The 4720-nt window shown below is 28.9% G+C and carries 5 protein-coding genes; 4 read left to right on the top strand and 1 reads right to left on the bottom strand.

Going from position 1 to position 4720, the window contains the following annotated elements:
• Positions 1–740 (top strand): insulinase family protein (locus tag GQ540_RS09505; RefSeq protein WP_291800415.1); only part of this gene is annotated, 740 nt, incomplete at its 5' end.
• A gap of 14 nt (positions 741–754) precedes the next feature.
• On the top strand, positions 755–2809 hold the full coding sequence (locus GQ540_RS09500; protein WP_291800413.1) for a pitrilysin family protein: 2055 nt from the start codon (positions 755–757) through the stop codon (positions 2807–2809).
• A gap of 53 nt (positions 2810–2862) precedes the next feature.
• Here GQ540_RS09500 and GQ540_RS09495 read toward each other — a convergent pair whose 3' ends face one another.
• The gene (locus GQ540_RS09495) at positions 2863–3735 is read right to left on the bottom strand and encodes an EamA family transporter (protein ID WP_291800411.1); all 873 of its coding nucleotides are present in this window, start codon (positions 3733–3735) and stop codon (positions 2863–2865) included.
• A gap of 86 nt (positions 3736–3821) precedes the next feature.
• Here GQ540_RS09495 and GQ540_RS09490 point away from each other — a divergent pair, with 86 nt between their 5' ends.
• Together GQ540_RS09490 and GQ540_RS09485 are read left to right on the top strand one after the other, a co-directional pair.
• Positions 3822–4187 carry a cation transporter gene (locus tag GQ540_RS09490; RefSeq protein ID WP_291800409.1) on the top strand — a complete coding sequence of 122 codons (366 nt, stop codon included), beginning with the start codon at positions 3822–3824 and terminating at the stop codon, positions 4185–4187.
• A 71-nt stretch (positions 4188–4258) separates the two neighbouring features.
• Positions 4259–4498 (top strand): hypothetical protein, encoded by a 240-nt coding sequence (locus GQ540_RS09485; RefSeq protein WP_291800407.1) that lies wholly within the window; start codon positions 4259–4261, stop codon positions 4496–4498.
• The last annotated feature ends 222 nt before the right edge of the window (positions 4499–4720 follow it).

The following is a 4720-nucleotide window of genomic DNA, read 5'->3' as shown; positions in this document are numbered from 1 at the left end:
TTCAAGATTTTAATGAAAAATATTACATCCCAAACAACGCAGTTTTAGTTGTTGCTGGTGATTTTGAAACATCCACAGCTAAAAAATTAATTGCAGATTATTTTGGAACAATTCCTAGAGGAGAAGAAATAGTACGTACTGTAACAAAAGAGGAGGCAATCACATCTGAAATTAATATTACTTTTGACGAAGATGCAAATATTCAAATTCCTGCTGTTTTTACGGTATACAGAACACCTGCAATGACTACAAGAGATGCCAGAGTTTTAGATATGATCTCAACTATTTTAAGTGATGGAAAAAGTTCTAGATTGTACAAAAAATTAGTAGATGACAAGAAAAAAGCAATGCAAATTGCCGCTTTCAATTATTCATTAGAAGAATATGGAGCTTATATTGTATTAGCTCTTCCTTTAGGGGAAAACACATTAGATGATTTAGTTGTTGAAATGGATGAAGAAATTGTAAAAATTCAAACAGAATTAATTTCTGATAAAGAACTTCAAAAATTAAGAAATAAGTTTGAAAATCAATTTGTAAATTCAAATTCAAGTGTTGAAGGTATTGCGGGTTCATTAGCAACATTTTACATGCTTTATGACGATGTAAATTTAATTAATACGGAAATAGAAATTTACAATTCTATTACTAAAGAAGAAATTAGAGAAATTGCTAAAAAATATCTTAACACTAACCAGCGATTAGTATTAGATTATTTACCAAAAAAAGATAAAGCGTAAAACCACAACAACAAATGAAAACAAAATATATATCAATAATAACACTATTATTTTTAACATTATCTCTATCTGCTCAAGTAGACAGATCTGTTCAACCAAAACCAGGGCCTTCACCTAAAATTAATTTAGGTAAACCTGAAACTTTTGAACTTAAAAATGGCTTAAAAGTTTTAGTAGTTGAAAATCATAAATTACCACGTGTATCTGCATCTTTAACAATTGATAACAATCCAATTTTAGAAGGTGATAAAGCAGGTGTTTCAAATTTAACAGGTAGCTTAATAGGCTCTGGAACTAAAAACATAAGTAAAGATGCTTTTAATGAAGAAGTAGATTATTTAGGAGCCCGCTTGTCATTTTCAAGCCAAGGCGCTAGGCTAAATTCATTATCTAAATATTTCCCAAGAATTTTAGAATTAATGGCAGACGGTTCTCAAAACCCAGTTTTTGCACAAGAAGATTTCGACAAAGAAGTAAATATTTTACTGGACGGAATAAAATTGGGTGAAAAAAGTGTTGGTACTGTTGCAAACAGAGTCCAATCTGCATTGGCTTATGGTAAAAACCACCCGTATGGTGAGTTTGTTTCAAAAGAAACTGTAGAGAGTATTAAACTTGCCGATGTTCAAAATTTTTACCATACTTATTTCAAACCTAACAATGCTTACCTAGTAATTGTAGGTGATGTTAACTTTAAAGAAGTTAAAAAATTAGTTAAAAAACATTTTAGTAATTGGGAAAAAGGAGAATTACCTGCATACTCAATACCAGTTGTAAATAATATAACTAAAACTGAAATTGACTTTATTGATATGCCTAACGCAGTACAATCTGATGTTACAGTTTTAAGCACTGTTGATTTTAAAATGACAGATAATGATTATCATGCGGTTTTATTAGCAAATCAAATTTTTGGTGGCGATTTTAATAGCTACTTAAATATGAACTTACGTGAAGCACATGGTTATACTTATGGCGCAAGATCTGGTATTAGAACAGACAAAAATACTGCAGCCTTATTCTCAGCCGGAGCACAAGTTAGAAATGCAGTTACAGACAGTACTGTAATTCAAACAATGTTAGAATTAACAAGAATTCGCACAGCTAAAGTAACAGCTGAAGAATTAGAAATTGTAAAAGCTACTTATGTTGGTAGTTTTGTTAGAAATATTGAAAAACCTGAAACAGTTGCTAGATATGCACTAAACATTCAAACCAATAACTTATCTGAAGATTTTTACAAAACCTACTTAGCTAAAATTAATGCAGTAACAATTGAAGATATTCAACGTGTTGCTCAAAAATATTTTAGTGCAGATAATGCTAGAATTATTATTACAGGTAAAGCACTTGATGTGTTACCAAACCTTGAAAAATTACCATACACAATTAATTATTTTGATAAAGGTGCAAACGCAACTGAAAAACCAGAAATGACCAAACCAATTCCAGCAGGAGTTACAAAACAAACTGTAATTGATGGTTATTTAAATGCAATTGGTGGTGCTGAAAAAATAAAAGCATTAGAAAGTACGCTTGTTACTTATGAAGCGAGTGCGATGGGAAGTACAATTTTAACAACTGAAAAAAGAACGAACGCTAAATATTTAAATGAAACAAGCATGGGTGGAAACGTTATGATGAAAGTTATAATGACTAACGCAGGTGTTTTTATGAATAAGCAAGCACTTCCAGAGGCAATGGCCAAAGAAATGACATATGCTCTTGGAACATTTTCAGAAATAGGAATTTTAGCTAATGAAAGTTCAAAATTATCAGCTATTGAAGCTATTGACGGAAAAGATTCATATGTAATTTCAACAAAAGGTGAAATTGTTACAACTTCAATTTATTTTGATGTTGAAACTGGGTTAAAAGTTAAAGAAGTTCAAACTATTAATATGGGTGGAAGAACTCAAAATCAAGAAGCTACTTTTAGCAACTATAAAGAATTTAACGGTTTTAAATTTCCAGGCACAAAAACAGGAAACTTAGGTCCGCAAACAGTAGAATTTAAATTAATTGATGCTAAAATTAACGAAGGTGTTTCAGATAGCGATTTTGAATAAAAAAATTCAAAAAATATAATTATAAAAACGGCTCAAGAAATTGAGTCGTTTTTTTATTTAGATCTATTAACCAAATACACACCAAACAAAATTATTAATCCTGAGGCAAACTGCATAAGTGTAACTTTTTCACCATCTAAAATTCCCCAAGTAATAGCTACAATTGGAATTGTATAGGTTACAGAAGATGAAAATATTGGGTTAGATATTTGAATTAATCTATTAAACATAATTTTTGCTAAACCGGTTCCAAAAACAGCTAAAACAGTTAAGTACAAAATACCGTTAATACTAGTTTCAGTTACTTCAAAAGTTTCAAAAAAGTTGGTGTACCACAACACTATAAATGTTGGAATAATTAATAAAACAAAATTTCCAACAGTAATACTAAATGCGTCTAAATCATGGAGGTGTTTCTTTAAAATATTTACATTAAATGCATATCCAACTGATGCCACTAAAATAAACGTTGCATAAAAATAATCTTGATTAGGATTTAATTCAGCACCTTTTAAAATTAATAAAATTGTTCCAATCAATCCAATTAAAACACCAAAAAGTTGTCTTTTTCTAAATCCAAATCCAAAAAATAAAATTCCGAAAATTAAAGTGTTTAGTGGCGTTAGTGAATTTAAAATAGATGCAATAGAGCTATCTATTTTCTCAACAGCATACGCAAACAAAAAGGCAGGAAAAAATGAACCTATAAGACCACTTATTGCTAAGTAATACCAATGTTTTCTCTTAATTTTAATTAAACTTTTAATTCCAAAAGGGATTAAAAATATTGCAGTAATTAATATTCTTAAAGCTCCAACTTGTATTGGCGTTAAACCAACTAAAGCTCTTTTCATTAAAATAAATGAACTTCCCCAAACTATAGAAAGTGTAAATAAATAAACCCAGCGTAAGTATTTGTTTTCCATCTTAAAAATAAAATGCAAAAATCGGTTAAATATTCGGAAATAAAACTTTTAGTGAGTAAATTAGCATAATAAATTAAAATTTTTTTATGAAAAAAATTATCTATATGTTTTTATTATTATTTATTGCAATTTCTTGTAATGAAGTTAAAAAAGATACAACAATTAAAGATGCAGAAATTGAAAAGCCTGAAATTGCTGCTTCATATAAAAGTATTGAAGTTGATATTGAAGGTATGACATGTGAAATAGGTTGTGCTAGAACAATACAATCAAAACTTTCTAAAGTAAATGGTGTTACGTATTCAAAAGTGAATTTTGAAACTAACAAAGGACAATTTACTTATAATGAGAACGAAATAAACAAAGATGAAATTATAAATAAAATTAACGGTATTGCTGGTGGAGATTTATACAAAGTCACCAAAACAACTGATATTGAAGAAGTTGAATAATTAAATTTTTTCTGTAATAAATTTATTGTTTCTTTGTACATAATATAAATCAATCTAAAAATCAATCTAAAATGAAACACATCAAATTTTTATTAGCAGTTGCACTAGTTAGTGTTATTGCTATTTCTTGTAAAGAAACTAAAAAAGAAGAAGTAAAAGAAGCTATTGAAGTTGTTGAAGAAACTGCTGTTGAAGTAAAAGAAGAAGTTGAGGTTGTTGTTGATAGCCTTGCTACAACTGTTGAAGAAGCTGCTACTGAAGTAAAAGAAGTTGTTAAAGAAGCAAAAGAAGTTATTGAAGCTGTAAAATAATTTTTACTTTCAAAAAATTTAAACCCGTTTAAAATTAATTTTTTAAACGGGTTTTTTATTATTTTAGGTAAATTCTACTGGTAGTAAATAGAAACTTAATCCGTAGTAAAATTCCAAATTTGGCCAATTGTTTGTCCACCTTCACCATCTTTTACTACTACTTTCCAGTAATAAGTTGTAGAAGCGGTTAAATTAGTAACATTTAGGCTTTCTGCCGCTTGA

This window comes from Lutibacter sp. (assembly GCF_013139515.1).
GTDB lineage: Bacteria > Bacteroidota > Bacteroidia > Flavobacteriales > Flavobacteriaceae > Lutibacter.
Note: the sequence above shows the minus strand (reverse complement) of the source record. Positions and strands in the feature narration are given on the sequence as shown.